At 29.3% G+C, this 16,870-nt stretch carries 14 protein-coding genes; 13 read left to right on the top strand and 1 reads right to left on the bottom strand.

Annotation, left to right across the window (positions count from 1 at the left end; all coding sequences use genetic code 11):
• The first annotated feature begins 6 nt into the window (after positions 1 to 6).
• The 10 genes from AC2D6T_RS10695 to AC2D6T_RS10650 all read left to right on the top strand — a co-directional run bounded on the left by AC2D6T_RS10695 (position 7) and on the right by AC2D6T_RS10650 (position 12,332).
• On the top strand, positions 7 to 1,302 hold the full coding sequence (locus AC2D6T_RS10695; protein WP_484681500.1) for an amidohydrolase family protein: 1,296 nt from the start codon (positions 7 to 9) through the stop codon (positions 1,300 to 1,302).
• A 155-nt stretch (positions 1,303 to 1,457) separates the two neighbouring features.
• Entirely contained in the window at positions 1,458 to 2,252 is a 795-nt protein-coding gene (locus AC2D6T_RS10690) for a TrmH family RNA methyltransferase (RefSeq protein WP_438988418.1), read from the top strand.
• A gap of 26 nt (positions 2,253 to 2,278) precedes the next feature.
• Positions 2,279 to 3,022 carry a polyphosphate--glucose phosphotransferase gene (ppgK, locus tag AC2D6T_RS10685; protein ID WP_484681484.1) on the top strand — a complete coding sequence of 248 codons (744 nt, stop codon included), beginning with the start codon at positions 2,279 to 2,281 and terminating at the stop codon, positions 3,020 to 3,022.
• 122 nt (positions 3,023 to 3,144) lie between these two features.
• On the top strand, positions 3,145 to 4,380 hold the full coding sequence (locus AC2D6T_RS10680; protein ID WP_484681483.1) for a M48 family metallopeptidase: 1,236 nt from the start codon (positions 3,145 to 3,147) through the stop codon (positions 4,378 to 4,380).
• A 100-nt stretch (positions 4,381 to 4,480) separates the two neighbouring features.
• Positions 4,481 to 6,703: a RelA/SpoT family protein gene (locus AC2D6T_RS10675; protein ID WP_438988420.1), complete on the top strand. Its 2,223-nt coding sequence runs from the start codon at positions 4,481 to 4,483 to the stop codon at positions 6,701 to 6,703.
• A 72-nt stretch (positions 6,704 to 6,775) separates the two neighbouring features.
• The gene (locus AC2D6T_RS10670) at positions 6,776 to 7,222 is read left to right on the top strand and encodes a Fur family transcriptional regulator (protein WP_298946789.1); all 447 of its coding nucleotides are present in this window, start codon (positions 6,776 to 6,778) and stop codon (positions 7,220 to 7,222) included.
• A gap of 72 nt (positions 7,223 to 7,294) precedes the next feature.
• Complete coding sequence (locus AC2D6T_RS10665; protein WP_347186928.1) at positions 7,295 to 8,566, top strand: adenylosuccinate synthase; 1,272 nt, start codon at positions 7,295 to 7,297, stop codon at positions 8,564 to 8,566.
• Positions 8,567 to 8,733: 167 nt separating this feature from the next.
• A complete protein-coding gene (locus AC2D6T_RS10660) occupies positions 8,734 to 9,468 on the top strand; it encodes a DUF542 domain-containing protein (protein WP_484681482.1) in 735 nt (244 codons plus the stop codon).
• Between the two features lie 68 nt (positions 9,469 to 9,536).
• Positions 9,537 to 11,153 carry an OstA-like protein gene (locus AC2D6T_RS10655; protein WP_484681481.1) on the top strand — a complete coding sequence of 539 codons (1,617 nt, stop codon included), beginning with the start codon at positions 9,537 to 9,539 and terminating at the stop codon, positions 11,151 to 11,153.
• On the top strand, positions 11,154 to 12,332 hold the full coding sequence (locus tag AC2D6T_RS10650) for an aspartate aminotransferase family protein (protein WP_438988423.1): 1,179 nt from the start codon (positions 11,154 to 11,156) through the stop codon (positions 12,330 to 12,332). It begins immediately after the preceding gene.
• Between the two features lie 58 nt (positions 12,333 to 12,390).
• Here the strand turns inward: AC2D6T_RS10650 and AC2D6T_RS10645 are convergent, their stop codons facing one another.
• Positions 12,391 to 12,843, bottom strand: coding sequence for a cold-shock protein (locus AC2D6T_RS10645; RefSeq protein ID WP_298946798.1), 453 nt, complete (start codon positions 12,841 to 12,843; stop codon positions 12,391 to 12,393).
• A 300-nt stretch (positions 12,844 to 13,143) separates the two neighbouring features.
• On the opposite strand from AC2D6T_RS10645, the gene AC2D6T_RS10640 reads away from it, so the two are divergent.
• From AC2D6T_RS10640 to AC2D6T_RS10630, 3 genes are read left to right on the top strand one after another with little or no spacing between them, the layout of a single operon-like run.
• Positions 13,144 to 13,815: a TetR/AcrR family transcriptional regulator gene (locus AC2D6T_RS10640; RefSeq protein ID WP_438988424.1), complete on the top strand. Its 672-nt coding sequence runs from the start codon at positions 13,144 to 13,146 to the stop codon at positions 13,813 to 13,815.
• 2 nt (positions 13,816 to 13,817) lie between these two features.
• Positions 13,818 to 15,482, top strand: coding sequence for a peptidase domain-containing ABC transporter (locus AC2D6T_RS10635; protein WP_484681480.1), 1,665 nt, complete (start codon positions 13,818 to 13,820; stop codon positions 15,480 to 15,482).
• 5 nt (positions 15,483 to 15,487) lie between these two features.
• On the top strand, positions 15,488 to 16,849 hold the full coding sequence (locus tag AC2D6T_RS10630) for an HlyD family secretion protein (protein WP_438988426.1): 1,362 nt from the start codon (positions 15,488 to 15,490) through the stop codon (positions 16,847 to 16,849).
• Positions 16,850 to 16,870: the final 21 nt, after the last annotated feature.

The following is a 16,870-nucleotide window of genomic DNA, read 5'->3' as shown; positions in this document are numbered from 1 at the left end:
AAAATGATGAAAAAAATAATATATAGTTTGCTATTTTTCTTAGCAATACATACAGTTTCTGCACAACAAACCCCTGCAGACAAACAAACTAGAGCATTTTCTATTGAAGGCGCAACTGCACATTTAGGAAATGGAAAAGTAATAGAGAATTCTTTAATCATGTTTGATGGAGGTAAAATTACCTTTGTTGGAAGTGCAATGATGAAAATTGCAAGAATGGGAACTATTATTAATGCCACAGGAAAACATGTATATCCTGGTTTTATAGCAGCAAACGCAAGTTTAGGTTTGGTAGAAATAGATGCTGTAAAAGCAAGTGATGATGAGGATGAAATTGGTACTATGAATCCGCATATTAGAAGTTTGATAGCCTACAATGCAGAAAGCAAAGTCGTAGAATCTATGAGACCTAATGGCGTTTTAATGGCACAAATTACTCCTAGAGGTGGTGTTATTTCTGGTACATCTTCTATTGTACAATTAGATGCTTGGAACTGGGAAGATGCTTCTGTGAAGACTGATGATGGAATTCACATGAATTGGCCTTCTAGTTTTACACGTGGTAGATGGTGGTTAGGAGAAGACCCTGCATTAAAACCAGATTCAAATTATGCTAAAAAAATAGATGAAATAAAGAGTTATTTAACAGATGCTAAGAATTATTTAGCTAGAAATCCAGATAAAAAACATTTACCATATACAGCAACTAAAAGCTTATTTAATGGTACTCAAAAGTTTTTTATACATGTAAATGGTCAAAAAGAAATTACAGATGCTATTACTATATCTAAAGAATTAGGAATCAATAATATTGTAATTGTGCATGCAGAAGGTGCAGAAAAAGTAGCAAATTTATTAGTAAAAAATAATATTCCTGTAATTTTAGAGAGACCTCATAGAAATCCAAATAGCGAAGATGATGCCTATGACAAAACCTATACCATAGCAAAAACACTTACAGACAAAGGTGTGTTGATTAGTTTAGGTATGGAGGGGCAAATGGAAAGAATGAATACTAGAAACCTCCCTTTTTACGCAGGTACATTTGCTGCATTTGGTTTAGACAAAGAAGAAGCTTTAAAACTAATTACATCGAATACAGCAAAAATTTTAGGGATAGATGCTTTTGCAGGTACTTTAGAAGTTGGTAAAGATGCTACCCTATTTATTTCCGAAGGTGATGCTTTAGAAATGAGAGGAAACATAGTAAACAAAGCTTTTATACAAGGGAGAGATCTTAGTTTAGAAACGCACCAAACCAAACTTTGGAAACGTTATGCTAATAAGTATAAATCTAAATAAAGTGATTTAATCAATTTAAAAAGGCTCGCTTCCAGTAAAGTGGAATTGCGAGCCTTCTTTTTCTTAGAAATTTTAATATTCAAATAATATATCTAATAAATTAAATAAGTATTTATTAATTTTTACAATATCTATAATTAGGTATATTTGTGTTGATGAAAGAAATTACCAGCAGCCAAAACCCTCTAGTTAAAAATATTCTAAAACTGCAAGAAAAAGCAAGAGAACGCAAAAAACAAGGGGTATTTATTATTGAAGGAAAACGTGAAATTTCATTAGCCATAGCTGCAGCATATCAATTTGAAACCTTATTGTTTTTAGAAGATTTAATTTCAGAAAATGAGGTTTTAGAACTGTTTCCAACAAACATCAATTGTATAAAAATTTCTAAAGAAGTTTATCAAAAAATAGCTTACAGAAACTCTACAGAAGGCATTATTGCCATTGCAAAAACAAAAGATTTTTCTTTAGATAGTATTGTTTTTAAAAATGAAAATCCGTTAGTTTTAGTTGCAGAAAGTATAGAAAAACCAGGTAATGTTGGCGCTATTTTAAGAACCGCAGATGCAGCAAATATAGATGCTGTACTTATTGCAAATCCTAAGAGTGATGTTTACAACCCAAACATTATACGTTCTAGTGTGGGTTGTGTGTTTACCAATCAAATTGCTGTAGGTACATCAGAAGAAATTATTAGTTTTCTAAAAAAGAACAACATTCATACTTATGCCACTACTTTGCAGAATTCAAATCCGTATTTTCAAGAAAATTATACAAAACCAACAGCCATTGTTGTAGGTACAGAAGCCACTGGTTTAACAACTATTTTTAGAGAACAAGCAACCCAAAACATAAACATACCTATGCAAGGTAAAATTGACTCTATGAATGTTTCAGTTGCAGCAGCCATTGTTTTGTTTGAGGCAAAAAGACAACGATTATTTAAATAAACCATTATTTGTAAAGCACTTGAGATATGAAATCATTAGGAATAGATATAGGTGGCTCTGGTATAAAAGCGGCTATTGTTAATACCAAAACAGGCGAATTATTAACTGAAAGACATAGAATACCTACACCAAAACCAGCTACACCAGAAGCAATTGCTAAAGTTGTAAAACAAATGATTGTACATTTTAACTGGAAAAAAGAGGTTGGTTGTAGTTTTCCAACCACGCTTGTAGGTGGTAAATGCATACACTCTGGTAATTTAAGCGAAGAATGGCTAGGTGTAAAGGTAGATAAGTTGTTTAAAAAGCAATGTAAAATTCCTTTTTATGTAAGTAATGATGCAGATTTAGCCGGTTTAGCAGAAGTTAGTTTAGGTGCTGCAAAAAAAGAAAATGGCCTGGTGCTTGTAGTAACCATTGGTACAGGTATTGGTTCTGGTTTGTTTTATAAAGGTAAATTAATTCCGAATTTAGAAGTAGGTAAAATGTTGCATACCAACGGAGAAATTATAGAATTATACACAGCTGATTCTGTTAGAAAAAGAGAAGACTTAACATTAGAAGAATGGGCCATTAGATTTGATTCTTTATTAGAATATATAAGATTGGTATTTACACCCAATTTAATTGTTTTGGGTGGCGGAATTAGTAAAAAATACAATAATTTTAAAAAATATTTAACCACAGATATACCCGTTAAAGCTGCAGAATTTAGAAACAATGCCGGTATTATTGGTGCAGCCATGTACGCTAAAAAAATGAAGAAATAAATAAAGAATGGAAGTTATAAAACGAAAGCTAACATTTACACATAACTTATAAAAAATCTATTTTACAGAAAATAAATAGTGTACTATACAACACTAACTGAATCAATTAACAAATTAAAAAAATGCAACCCACTACTCTATTTTATATTTTAATCGCAATTTTAATCATCAGTTTTGTTGTAGACAAAATTTTAGACAGCTTAAATGCCAAACATTTTAATGACAAAATTCCTGTTGCATTAGCAGATGTGTATGATGAAGAAGCCTATAAAAAATCTCAAGCCTATAAAAAGGAAAATGCAAAATTTACGAACCTAACATCCACTTTTTCAATCTTATTAACTTTAGGGTTCTTTTTTCTTGATGGTTTTAAATATGTAGATAATTTTGCGAGAAGTATCTCAGAAAACCCTATTGTAATAGCTTTAATTTTCTTTGGTATTATTATGATTGGGTCAGATATTTTAACCACACCTTTTTCTTACTATAAAACATTTGTTATTGAAGAAAAATTTGGTTTTAACAAATCCACCAAAAAAATATTTTGGTTAGATAAAATTAAAGGAATCTTTTTAACTGCAATATTAGGTGGTGGTGTTTTAGCGATTATCATCTGGTTTTATCAAACAACAGGAACTAATTTTTGGATTTATGCTTGGGTTTTAGTCGCTGTTTTTTCTTTATTTATGAATCTTTTTTATGCCAAATTAATAGTTCCCATATTTAACAAACAAACACCTTTAGAAGATGACGAATTAAAATTTGCCATAGAAAAATACGCACAAACTGTAGGTTTTAAATTAGACAATATTTTTGTAATCGATGGTTCTAAACGTTCTACAAAAGCAAATGCCTATTTTTCTGGTTTTGGTTCTCAAAAAAGAATTACACTTTTTGATACACTTATAAACGATTTAGAAACCGATGAAATTGTAGCTGTTTTAGCTCATGAAGTGGGTCATTACAAGAAAAAACATATTGTTTTTAATCTTTTTACCTCTATCCTACTTACTGGTTTTACCTTGTATTTGTTATCGTTATTTGTAAACTTACCTATATTTTCTGAAGCTATTGGTATAACTAAACCCAGTTTTCATGCAGGTTTAATTGTATTTGGTATTTTGTACTCTCCAATATCAGAAATTACAGGTTTTGTAATGAATTATATTTCTAGAAAATTTGAGTACCAAGCAGATAATTTTGCAAAAAACACCTTTGCTGGCAAACCTTTAATTAGCTCTTTAAAAAAACTTTCTAAAAATAGCCTGAGTAATTTAACCCCACATCCTGCTTATGTTTTCATGCATTATTCACATCCAACTTTGTTGGATAGAGTAAAAAATTTAGAAGAAAAATAACATCAAATTTTTAAAAATTTAGACTTTAATTTTCTTGCTTGTTCAAATACTTATTGCTAAATTCACTTTAGATTTTTAAACACAAATCTTACAGTTATTTATGGCATATTTAGCAACCATTGAAGAAGAAAATAAGGAAATAGCAAATCGGTATAAAGATTTGCTAAAAGGAACTTATGAGGTACTTTCTAAAGAAGATAAAGAGCTGATTAGAAAGGCTTTCGAGATTGCTGTAGATGCACATTCTAAACAACGTAGAAAAACAGGCGAGCCTTATATTTTTCACCCCATTGCTGTAGCAAAAATTGTAGCTTTAGAAATTGGTTTAGGTGCAACCTCTATTGCAGCAGCATTGTTGCATGATGTTGTAGAAGATACAGAGTACACCTTAGATGATATGGAGCAGTTATTTGGTGAAACTATTGCAAGAATTGTAAATGGACTCACCAAAATTTCTCGTTTAAACAAAGAACAAGACGCCTCTATACAAGCAGAAAATTTTAGAAAAATGCTATTAACATTAAATGATGATGTTAGAGTCATTTTAATAAAAATTGCAGACCGATTGCACAACATGCAAACTATGGATGCAATGCCTGCATACAAACAAGTAAAAATAGCCTCAGAAACCCTTTATATTTATGCACCTTTAGCACACAGACTAGGACTGTATAATATTAAAACAGAATTAGAAGACTTAGGTTTAAAATACACAGAACCAGAGGTTTTTAATGATATTGTTGCAAAAATTAAAGAGAGTAAAGAAGATCAACAAAAATATTTAGAAACCTTTGCAGATAGATTAAAAGAGGGCTTAGATAAAGAAAATTTTGATTATGACATAAAAGGACGTTTCAAGTCCATTTATTCTATTCGCAAAAAAATGCGAAAACAAAATGTAACTTTTGATGAGGTTTATGATAAATTTGCCATTAGAATTATATTTACACCTACCTCTAAAGACGAAAAATTTGATGCCTGGAAAATCTATTCGATAGTTACAGATTATTTTAAGCCCAACCCTGTTCGTTTAAGAGATTGGATTTCGCAACCCAAATCTACAGGTTACGAAGCTTTGCACATTACAGTAGTAGGACCTGATGCAAAATGGGTAGAAGTACAAATTCGTTCTAATAGAATGAATGAAATTGCAGAAAAAGGCTATGCAGCACATTTTAAATACAAACAAGGAAACACTAACGAAAGTGGTCTAGAAGCATGGTTAAATAGATTAAAAGAATCACTAGAAAACCAAAGTTTAAATGCAGTTGATTTTGTAGAAGAGTTTAAACTAAACTTATATGCTAAAGAAATTTATGTTTTTACACCTAAAGGTGAATTAAAATCGTTACCAAAAGATGCATCTGCCTTAGATTTTGCCTTTTCTATACATACAGATGTAGGTTTAAAATGTAGAGGCGCAAAAGTAAATGGCAAGTTAGTGCCTTTAAGTTACACTTTAAAAAGTGGAGATCAAATAGAGGTAATTACAAGCGCTTCTAACAAACCCAATGCTAGATGGTTAGATTTTGTAATAACAGCAAGGGCAAAAACAAAAATTAGAGCTGCTTTAAAAGATGAAGAAAAACAAATTGCCGAAGAAGGAAAAGCAATTTTAACTAGAAAATTACGTCATTTAAAAATACCGTTTACCGAAAAAACAACGAACGAACTTGTCAATTTCTTTAAACTTAGAACTAGTTTCGATTTGTTTTTTAGAATTGGTAATGGTTCTATAGACAATACACAATTAAAAGCATTTGTTACACAGAGAAATAGTACTATTTTAAATTTCTTTAAAACCAAGTTAAGAAGAAAAAACACCACCAATAAAGAACTTATAGATACTGAAGAAGTAACTAATAAATTTGATGCGCTTGTTTTTGGTAAAGAAGAAGAAATATTAGACTACAAACTCTCTAAATGTTGTAATCCTATACCAGGAGATACCGTTTTTGGTTTTTTAACAATAAATGAAGGGATTAAAGTGCATAAAAAAAACTGTCCAAACGCAATTTCTTTACAATCTAACTATGCTTACAGAATTATGCTAGCAAAATGGATAGATTCTACCAAGCAAGATTTTAAAGCAATTTTACATATAAATGGTGTCGATAATAAAGGGATCGTAAATAATGTAACCCGAATAATTTCTAACAATATGGGCGTATTTATTAACAGTATTAATATTGCTGGAGACAATGGTGTGTTTGATGGAAAAATAAGCTTAAGCGTTAAAAACAGTGCACAGTTGAATAAATTAACAAAAAGTCTGCAAAAAATTGAAGGTGTTAAAAATGTAGAACGTGTTAATACTTTGTAAATATCATTTTCAAAAAAAAGGATTTTATAAAGAAATAACTGTAAATTTGTCTTTTCGTAAAATTTTAAGAAAATGAATAATTCTCTTGAAAATCAAGAAGTAGTAAAAAAAGTATTTACATCCTATTTAGAAGAAAATAAGCACAGAAAAACACCTGAGCGTTATGCTATTCTTCAAGAAATTTATGATGCAGATGAACATTTTGATATAGAATCTCTTTATATTAAAATGAAAAATAAAAATTATAGAGTTAGCAGAGCTACGCTTTACAACACCATTGATATTTTATTAAATTGTGGTTTGGTTAGAAAACACCAATTTGATGGACAATCTATGGCTCGTTATGAAAAAAGTTACTTCGATAAAAATCACGACCACGTAATTTTTACAGACTCTGGAGATGTTAAAGAATTTTGCGATCCAAGAATACAAATTATTAAAAAAACCATAGAAGAAATTTTTGATATTGATATTCATAATCATTCACTTTACTTTTACGGGACAAAAAAGAAAAAATAACAACATTCTGTTGGTATTTTGCCAATAAACTAAAAAAAATACAACAAAACAAACAACAAATTAACACAACTAATGGCTGTAGATTTATTACTAGGATTACAATGGGGAGACGAAGGAAAAGGAAAAATTGTAGACGTATTAACTAAAAATTATGATATCATTGCGCGTTTTCAAGGAGGGCCAAATGCAGGACATACTTTAATTTTTGATGGCGCAAAACACGTTTTACACACAATCCCTTCAGGTATTTTTCACAAAACAGCATTAAATGTTGTAGGGAATGGTGTTGTTATTGACCCTGTAATTTTTAAAAAAGAATTAGAAAATCTAGACAAACACAATATAGATTATACTTCTAAATTATTAATCTCTAGAAAAGCACATTTAATTTTACCTACACATAGATTGTTAGATGCAGCATCAGAAACTTCAAAGGGTAAAGCTAAAATTGGTTCTACTTTAAAAGGTATTGGTCCAACTTATATGGATAAAACTGGTAGAAACGGTATGCGAGTTGGAGATTTAGAATTAGAAAACTGGAAAGAAAAATACGATGCGCTTACAGAAAAGCATATTAAAATGTTAAAGTTTTTTGATGTTCAAATAGAATATGACTTAAAAGAATTAGAAGCAGAATTCTGTAAAGGAATTGACAAGCTTAAAACCTTAGCTTTTATAGATAGCGAAGAATTTTTAAACCAAGCAATTAAGGATAAAAAAACAATTTTAGCAGAAGGTGCACAAGGTTCTTTATTAGATATCGATTTTGGTACCTATCCTTTTGTAACATCATCTAATACAACTGCTGCTGGAGCTTGTACAGGTTTAGGTGTAGCACCTAATAGAATTGGCGAAGTTTTTGGTATTTTTAAAGCGTATACCACTAGAGTGGGGTCTGGTCCTTTTCCTACAGAATTGTTTGATGATGATGGAGCAACTATGGCAAAAGTTGGGCACGAATTTGGTGCAACAACTGGTAGACCAAGAAGATGTGGTTGGTTAGATTTAGTAGCTTTAAAATATGCTGTAGATGTAAATGGTGTAACACAATTAATGATGATGAAAGGTGATGTACTTTCTGGTTTTGATACTTTAAAAGTATGTACATCATACAATTATAAAGGTAAAGAAATTGCTCACTTACCATACAATATAGAACCAGAAAATGTTTCTGTAAATTATACTGAATTTAAAGGTTGGACAGAAGATTTAACAAAAATGACTTCTGCAAATCAATTGCCTAAAAACTTACTAGACTATGTTGCTTTTATAGAAAAAGAAACAGGTGTACCTGTAAAAATAGTTTCTGTAGGTCCAGATAGAAAACAAACTATAGAAAGATAATACATTTTACTTTTTATAAGAAAAAGCCTTATTTCTAATTAAGAATAAGGCTTTTTTGTGTTGTCTAAAATTAGTTTTCATCTATTTTAAAATTTAATTGAAGTACTGATAAAAGTCATATTTACTGCCGTTTATTTCATCGAAATTTGTAGAAAATTAAATGATACATGAAACGTTTTGAAAATAAGCTAATTGCAGATATTGTTTTAAATAACATCAATACGTCTAAAGTATTTAAAGAGTTTAATATAGACTATTCTATAGAAGGGAATAAAAACTTTTTAACAGTTTGCGAGCATAAAAATATAGATAGTAAAAAAATCATAAATAAATTAGTAGCTGCACATAAAGATGTTTATTATTTACAAAACTACAATTCTTGGAAATTAGATTTTTTAATTGAATTCCTATCAGAAATTCATCACAATTATAAAGAAGAAAACATATTAATACTAAAACAATATAGTAAAAAAGTAGCTGATTTATATAGTAAACAATATCCTGAATTATTAGAAGTTAACAACTTAATACAAGGTGTTTCAGAAGAAATTTTAGAACATATGAAAAACGAGGAAACCATCTTGTTTCCTTACTTAAATGAGTTATTAAAACTCGAGAATGCTTCCTCTACTTCTAAATATAATTCTTCAAAAAAACTAAAAATTATAGATAGTTTTGAAGACGAGCACTATAAAATTCGTAAGACATTTCAAAAAATAGCAACACTTACCAATTACTATATTCTACCAGAAAACATATGCAACTCATTTAAACTTTTATATATAAAATTAAAGAATTTTGATGATCGATTGCAAGAGCATATCCATATAGAAAATAATATTCTTTTTCCGAAAGCAAAAAAACTACAGTTCAAAGTATTTAGCAAAAAAAAAAGAATATAGCTAGAATTTTACTCTTCTTTAATAGTTTGCCATTTTCTTTTCATTATTTTTGCGTAAAATCGTTTATTTTGAAAAGAATACTTTTATTTCTATTTCTAACACAAACAGCCTTTGTTTTTTCGCAAACTAAAAAAATGGTTTTTGGTGCTGCACAACAATTTGTAGACGAAGAAAAATACCCGGGTGCTACTGTGCTTTTAGGGAATGTGAAAATGACTCATAAAGGTGCTGTATTAACTTGTAGCAAAGCCTTTTATTATAAAAAACTAAACTTTTTTAAGGCCATAGATAATGTACTCATTAAACAAGGTGATACCATAACACAAACTAGTGATTATGTTGATTATGATGCCAATACAGAACAGGCGCTCTCTTGGGGAAATGTGGTTTTAAAAGACCCAGAAATGACTTTAACTACAGATACGCTTCATTTTGATAGATTAAATCAAAAACTATATTATAAAACTTTTGCCACTATAAAAGACAAAACAAATACATTAAAAAGTAAAATTGGAAATTATTATCTAAAAAACAAAAAATTTACAGCTACAACAAGAGTTACTATTGTTAATCCTGAGCATAATTTGGCCTCTAATCACTTAGATTATTACACCAACTCTGGTTTGGTTTATTTATATGGACCATCTACCATCACCAATACAAAAAACAAAAATAAAATTTATTGTGAACGAGGTTTTTACAACACCAAAACAGATATTTCTTATTTTATTAAAAACGCAAAACTTTACTTAAAAGAAAGAACTGTAGAAGGAGATAGTTTGTATTATGATAAAAAGAATGGGTTTGCCTCTGCAACCAACAATATACAGGTGATAGATACCGTAAAAAACTTTGTTACCAGAGGGAATTATGCAGAAATTTTCGAAGAAAAAGATTCACTTTTTATCATCAAAAAAGCAGTTGCCATTTCTATTATAGACAAAGATTCTACCTTTATTCACGGAGATACTTTATTAGTTACAGGAGTTCCAGATAAAAGAATTGTTAGAACCTATCATAATGTAAAAATCTTTAAATCAGATTTACAAGGTAAGTGCGATTCGATACATACAAACCAAGAAAAAGGCTTAACAAGAATGTTTAGCAACCCCGTATTATGGTCAGATGGTAATCAAATTACTGGAGATACCATTCACTTACTATCTAATATAGAAACAGAAAAGCTAGATTCTTTAAAAGTATTAAATAACTCATTTATAGTCTCTAAAGACTCTTTATCAAATGATAACTTTAATCAAATTAAAGGAAGAAATATATTTGGTAAGTTTTTAGAAAACAAACTTAAACTTCTATTAGTAAAGGGTAATGCTGAGTCTGTATATTTTAATAGAAATGAAGAAGGAGTTTTAGAAACCGTAACCAAAGAAATTTCTAGTAACATAGAATTTACTTTAAATGAAGGTGAAATTGAGCAAATAAAATATTTAAAAAAATCAGAAGGCACTACCTACCCTCCTTCTAAATTACCAGAAGAAGTAAACAGGTTAAATGGTTTTATTTGGCGAGAAACAGAACAACCTAAATCTAAAGAAGATATTTTTAAAAAGGATACACAAGACAAATCACCAAAAAAATCTAAAAAAGATTTGGTAAAACCCGCTTTAAAAAAACTTCCTAAAAAAGAGAGAAAAAGAAAAAAAGAAATTCTACCCACTAAAAATTAGATGAAAAAAGATTTCTTTACATATCAAGCACAAACCAGTCCTCACCCACTTGCCTTAGAGATTTCTAAAGCAAAAGGCAGTTTTATATTTGATACTAAAGGAAAAAAATATTTAGATTTTGTGGCTGGTGTTTCGGCAAATAGCTTGGGGCACAACCATCCAAAAGTTACAGAGGCCATTAAAAATCAACTAGATAATTATGCGCATGTAATGGTTTATGGCGAGTTTATACAAAAACCACAAGTAGATTTGTGTAAATTATTGGCGCAAAATTCACCTAAAAACCTAAATGCAGTTTACATAACAAATTCAGGTACAGAAGCTACAGAAGGGGCTTTAAAACTAGCCAAAAGAGTAACCAAGAGAGCAGAAATAATTGCTGCTAAAAACTCATATCATGGCAATACTATGGGGGCAATGAGTGTTTCTGGTGTAGAAAAACAAAACAGTGCATTTAGACCTTTAATACCTGGCACAAAGTTTATTGGTTTTAATACAGATGAAGATTTAAATAAAATAACCCATAAAACAGCAGCAGTAATTGTTGAGACAATACAAGGTGGTGCTGGTTTTATTGAACCTAAAAATAATTTTTTAGTCAAATTAAAACAAAAATGTGATTCAGTTTGTGCATTGTTAATCTTAGACGAAATACAAACAGGAATTGGAAGAACAGGAACCTTTTGGGGTTTCGAAAACTATAATGTAACTCCAGATATTGTAGTTACAGGAAAAGGGTTAGGTGGTGGTATGCCAATTGGTGCTTTTTTAGCTTCTTTTAAAATGATGAGTTTGTTAAAAGACAATCCTAAACTTGGTCATATTTCTACTTTTGCTGGTAATCCTGTAATTGCAGCAGCTGCGAATGCAACTGTAAAAGAAATTTTAAATAAAAATTTACTAAAAGAAAGCCTTAGAAAAGAACAACTTTTTAGAAGACATTTACAGCATTCATCAATCTTAGAAATAAGAGGAAAAGGATTAATGTTAGCTGCCATTGTAAAAACACCAGAACTAGCAGTAAAAACAATACACAAGTGTTTAGAAAAAGGGCTAATTTTATTCTTTTTATTGTTTGAACAAAGGGCAATGCGTATTACACCACCTTTAACAATTTCTGATAAAGAAATCGTAGAAGGTTGTAAAATACTAATAGAAACTCTAGACGAATTGTCATAAAAAAACCTTCTATTTTGCAATAGAAGGCTAACTTGTAGAATGTATTTGAATATATTGATTATACTTTTTTTACTTTAACAGCATTCATACCACGCATTCCTTTTTCTAGTTCAAAAGAAACTTTATCATTCTCTGCAATTTCATCTATTAAACCACTTACGTGTGTAAAATATTTCTCATTATTTTCTGTATCAATAATAAAACCAAAACCTTTAGAAGAATCAAAGAAAGAAACTTTTCCTTTTCTTACAGGATCTTCTTCTGGTAAATCTTCTTTTTTAGTTACAGATATTTGTATATCTTCTAACTCATACTCTACCTTTAACTCTGGGTCTGGTGGGGTATCTGTTAAATTTCCATTATGATCTACGTAAGCAAATTGAATACCTCCATTACCATTTGCTTCTTTGTCGGCTTTTCTAGCCTCCATTTTTTTACGTTTTTCTTCACGTTTTTTTAAACGCTTCTTTTCTTTTTCACTTTTACTAAATGTCTGTTGCGATTTTGCCATTAAAAATATTAGAATATTAAAATTAGTACTGTTTATTAGAAAATGCTTGGTAATTTTAGCTACAGAAGTTTTAAAACATCAAAGTATATTTCTCCTAATAAATTACAAATATACAATTTATTAAAGAAATATTTTTAATATTATTTTGATAGGAAAATAAAGTTGTAAGAATAAACATCTAAAAACATAACTTGTGTTTAAGTTGGATTGTAAAATATTAATTTTTTTAAAAAAAAAAGAGTGTTTTTAACTTTAATAATAGTATTACTATTATATTTGCAATTATAGAAAATAAACAAAATGAAAAATTTATTATCTGTTTTAAAAATTTCTGTACCTAACAATGTATATATTAAAGATCCAGAAACATCCGATTTAGGAAAACGCATAGTAGAAAATAGCATTACATTGATAAATGAAATTGGTTTTGAAAATTTTACTTTTAAAAAATTAGGAACCAAAATTGGCTCTAATGAGAGTTCTATTTACAGATATTTTGAAAGCAAGCACAAATTGTTACTTTATCTATCTTCTTGGTATTGGGCTTGGTTAGAGTATCAATTGGTTTTAGAAACGTTTAGTATTTCAGACAATCAACAAAAATTAGAAAAAGCTATTGATGTTTTTACAAGAAAAGTAAAGGAAGATACTACATTTTCTCATGTTAATGAAGTACTTTTATATAGAATAATTGTAAATGAAAGCTCTAAATCATATTTAACAAAAGAGGTTGACAAAGATAATAAAGAAGGGTATTTTGAAACTTATAAACGTCTAATTTTAAGATTAGAACAAATGATTTTAGCAATAAAACCGAACTACAGATTCGCGTTAAGTTTAGCTAGTACTATTTTAGAAGGTGGTTTGCATCAACATTTTTTAACAGAACACTTCCCTTCTATTACAAATTGTAAACAAAAAAACACACCCAAAAAATTTTTTATTGAATTAGTGAAAAATACCATTAAATAAGTATGGAAGAAAAAAAATTACACCCTTGGAAACGTTTTATCAACTTATTAAGGTTAGAAAAACGTGATATTTTTCAGATTTTTTATTATGCAATTTTTGGCGGTATTGTATCGCTATCACTACCCTTAGGTATTCAAGCGATTATTAATTTAATACAGGGAGCACAAATTTCTACTTCTTGGGTTGTTTTAGTAATTGTAGTTACACTTGGTGTAATTTTCTCTGGAGCCTTACAATTAATGCAACTAAGAATTATAGAAACCATTCAACAAAGAATATTTACAAAAGCTTCTTTTGAGTTGAGTTATCGTTTTCCAAAAATAAAAATGAATGAGTTGCGTAATTATTATCCACCAGAATTAGCAAATCGTTTTTTTGATACTTTAACCATTCAAAAAGGACTTTCTAAAATTTTAATTGATGTACCTACTGCATTATTGCAAATTATTTTTGCTTTGATTTTGTTATCCTTTTACCATCCATTTTTTATCATATTTGGTATTTTATTATTATTGCTTATTTACATTGTATTTAAATTTACAGCTCAAAAAGGTTTAGAAACTAGTTTAAAAGAATCTAAAAATAAATACAAAGTAGCACATTGGATACAAGAAGTAGCAAGAACTGTAGTGAGTTTTAAACTTTCTGGAAATACAAATTTGGCAATTCAAAAAAATGATGTTTTGGTAGACCAATATTTAAAAGCAAGAGAAAGTCATTTTAAAATCTTAATACTACAATTTTCTCAAATGATTGGTTTTAAAGTTGTTGTAACTGCTAGTTTATTGTTAATTGGTGGGGCTTTGGTTTTAAATCAAGAAATGAATATTGGGCAGTTTGTTGCAGCAGAAATTATCATTTTATTGGTTATTCAATCTGTAGAAAAACTTATTATTGGATTAGAATCTTTTTATGACGTATTAACATCTATAGAAAAAATTGGTCAGGTTGTAGACAAAGAGTTAGAATCTCAAGACGGAGAAAGACCTATATTTAAAGACGGTTTAACTATAGAGTTAGACAATGTGTCCTATACAGTAGAAGACAGAAAAAAACCTATTTTAAAAAATGTTTCCATTATTTTACATCCTAAAAGTAGAATTTTAATTAAAGGAGAAAGTGGTGCAGGAAAATCTAGTTTACTACGTTTATTATCAGGAATTATAGAACCAACAGAGGGCAATATTTACATTAATAATTTATCGTTAAACAGCTTACATTTAAATCATTATCGTTCTCAATTGGGTTTATCACTATCAGATGAAACTCCTTTTGAAGGAACTATAAAAGACAATTTGGTTTTTGGTGATAAAGAGATAGATGATAGTATTATTTATAAAGTACTTGATATTGTAGGTTTAAATCAGTTTATCAAAGAGCAACCTTATGGTTTAGAAACAATAATTTATCCTGAAGGAAAACAAATGTCTTTTACCATTGCGAAAAAAATAATATTAGCTAGAGCAATAATTAAACAACCCAAAGTGCTCATTTTAGAGGATCCATTAGATCAATTTAATTTACAGGAAACTAAAGACATTATTAAATATTTAACTGCACCAGATAAACCTTGGGCATTAATTGTTGTAAGTAGTAAAAAAAGCTGGAGCACACAATGCCAGCAAATAATAACCTTAGAAAAAGGAGAAATTAAATCTATAATATAATAGCTATGTTAAATATTTCTAACAATCAATTAAATAAAAAAATAGATTTAACTTTATTTAAATCGGGTAAAAAAATCTTTACTAAAAACTATTATAAAGCATTTAATAAGTTTTTATTAGTTTTTGCTATTTTAGGTATTATTGTACTCTTTTTACCTTGGACACAGAATATTACTGGTCAAGGTATTGTTACCACTTTAACGCCAGAACAAAGACCACAAACCATACAATCTCAAATTCCTGGTAGAATAGAAGAATGGTTTGTAAGAGAAGGAGATTATGTTAAAAAAGGAGATACTATTCTTAGAATTTCTGAAATTAAGACCGATTATTTCGACGATCAATTAATTGAGAGAACCAATCAACAAATTAATTCAAAAGTTTTATCTGTTGGTGCTTATAAAGAAAAAGTAAACGCATTACAAATGGGAATAAAATCACTTAAAAATGAGCAAGTATTAAAATTAGAAATGGCAGAAAATAAACTGCTACAATCTAAGCTTAAAGTGCAAAGTGATAGCATAGAGTTTGAGGCTGCAAAAACAAATATTAAAATTGCAGAAAGACAATTTAATCGTGCAGTAACACTAGAAAGTGAAGGAATTGCAGCTGTTAAAGATGTTGAGGAGAAAAATTTAAAATTACAAAAAACACAAGCGGAATTAATTGGTAAAGAAAATAAATTATTAGAAAGCAAAAATAATGTAATTAATGCAAGAATAGAGTTAAACCGAATTAACGCAGAATACACTAATAAAATTTCTAAAGCACAAAGTGATATGTCTACTGCCATGTCTAGTGGTTTTGATGCTGAAGTACAGGTTTCTAAATTAGAAAACAGCAATAGCAATTACAGAATTAGAAGAAATTTATTATACATTACAGCACCACATAATGGTTTTATAAACAAAGCCATAAAAGGCGGAATTGGTGGGACTTTTAAAGAAGGTGATGATTTGGTGGGTATTATGCCAGAAAAATACGATTTAGCTGTAGAAACCTTTGTAAGACCAATAGATTTACCTTTATTACACATTGGCGAAAAAGTACGTGTACAATTTGATGGTTGGCCAGCAATTGTTTTTTCTGGTTGGCCCAATGTTTCGTATGGTACTTATGGTGCAAAAGTAGTTGCTATAGAAAACTTTATAAGCGATAATGGTAAATACAGAGTTTTATTAGCTCCAGATGAAACAGATCACACATGGCCAGAAGCCATCAGAGTAGGTTCTGGTGCAAGAACCATTGCATTATTAGAAGATGTTCCTATTTGGTTTGAACTTTGGAGACAATTAAACAGCTTCCCTCCTAATTATTATCAACCAAATGGAAATAACAAAGGAAAATCTGACGCAAAAAAGAAATAATATAGCCATTTTAAGATTTTA

It is taken from the genome of Polaribacter sp. YIW18, assembly GCF_057219325.1.
This window is presented reverse-complemented; position numbering and strand designations above follow the sequence as displayed.